Source organism: Pseudomonas sp. NPDC087615, assembly GCF_044743445.1.
GTDB classification, from domain to species: Bacteria; Pseudomonadota; Gammaproteobacteria; order Pseudomonadales; family Pseudomonadaceae; genus Aquipseudomonas; species Aquipseudomonas baetica_A.
Window position 1 is genome coordinate 1 of sequence record NZ_JBIUWM010000143.1, and the last position, 1,432, is coordinate 1,432.

General features: G+C 55.5%; 2 protein-coding genes. Both read left to right on the forward strand.

Going from position 1 to position 1,432, the window contains the following annotated elements; genetic code table 11:
• Window positions 1-175: 175 nt before the first annotated feature.
• Entirely contained in the window at window positions 176-778 is a 603-nt protein-coding gene (locus tag ACIOU6_RS27980; protein ID WP_221731572.1) for a 50S ribosomal protein L25/general stress protein Ctc, read from the forward strand.
• A gap of 171 nt (window positions 779-949) precedes the next feature.
• Window positions 950-1,432, forward strand: a 483-nt coding sequence (gene pth / locus ACIOU6_RS27985) for an aminoacyl-tRNA hydrolase (protein WP_401139986.1), incomplete at its 3' end; no start/stop codon positions are given.

Here is a 1,432-nt window from a genome sequence, read left to right on the forward strand (position 1 = left end):
ATATGTTTATTGGTTCAGCGCTATGTTCCGTTATGGGCCCAGCCATTGTCGATATTTATCTTTGACGAATAGCGCCCCGCCCCGGCATTCCTGTCGGGGCGGGGCTTTTTTGCCCATACCGTGTTTGGCGCTGGTCGCAAACGCCGCTCGGTCATGGCTATTTTGGAGATACAAAATGAACGAATTTACTCTGAATGCTGAAGTGCGTTCCGACCTGGGGAAAGGTGCGAGCCGCCGCCTGCGTCGTCTCGCCGCTCTGGTTCCTGCTGTTGTTTACGGTGGCGAAAAAGCCCCTGAATCCATCAGCATGCTGGCCAAAGAAGTTGCCAAACTGCTCGAAAACGAAGCGGCTTACAGCCACATCATCGAGCTGAACGTTGGTGGCACCAAGCAAAACGTGATCATCAAAGCTCTGCAACGTCACCCGTCCAAAGGCCACGTGCTGCACGCTGACTTCGTACGCGTTGTAGCGGGTCAGAAACTGACCGCTATCGTTCCTGTGCACTTCGTCAACGAAGCTGCTCCAGTGAAGAAAGGCGGCGAGATTTCGCACGTTGTTGCTGAAATCGAAGTGACCTGCCTGCCGAAAGATCTGCCTGAGTTCATCGAAGTCGACCTGGCTAACGCTGAAATCGGTTCGATCATTCACCTGTCGGACCTCAAAGCTCCTAAAGGCGTTGAGTTCGTTGCTCTGGCACACGGCGATGACAAGGCTGTTGCCAACGTCCACGCTCCACGTGTTGCTCCAGAAGCTACCGAAGAAGGCGCAGCAGAGTAATTCACTCTGTGAAGCCGGAGTGATCAAGTAACATCGCGGACTGGAACGTAGCGAGAAAGCGGGCGAGAACGCGGAGTTTACATCCATGGTAAATGAGCATTTTTCGTCCACTTTCGCCGCCTTTTCAGATCGCGGCGATGTTATCCACCACTCCAAGGAAGGGCCCCTATCGTGACTGCCATCAAACTGATCGTTGGCCTGGGAAATCCAGGCGCTGAATACGAACAGACCCGGCATAACGCAGGGGCCTTTTTTGTTGAGCGTATCGCCCACGCACAGAATGTAAATCTGGTGGCCGATCGCAAATATTTCGGCCTGACCGGGCGCTACTCGCATCAAGGTCAGGATGTTCGTCTGCTGATTCCCACCACCTACATGAACCGTAGCGGCCAGGCCGTGGCGGCTCTTGCCGGTTTCTTCCGCATCAAGCCTGAAGAAATCCTGGTGGCACACGACGAACTCGATCTGCCTCCCGGCGTCGCCAAGCTCAAGCAGGGCGGCGGTCATGGCGGTCACAACGGGTTGCGCGACATCATTGCGCAACTGGGCAATCAGAATACGTTCTGCCGCCTGCGGCTTGGCATTGGCCACCCGGGCGTCGCCAGTATGGTTTCAAATTTCGTCCTGGGTCGTGCGCCACGCGCCGAACAGGAA

Coding starts and splice junctions, on each gene's coding strand:
- ACIOU6_RS27980 (WP_221731572.1), top strand. CDS start 176: ATGAACGAATTTACTCTGAATGCTGAAGTGCGTTCCGACCTGGGGAAA.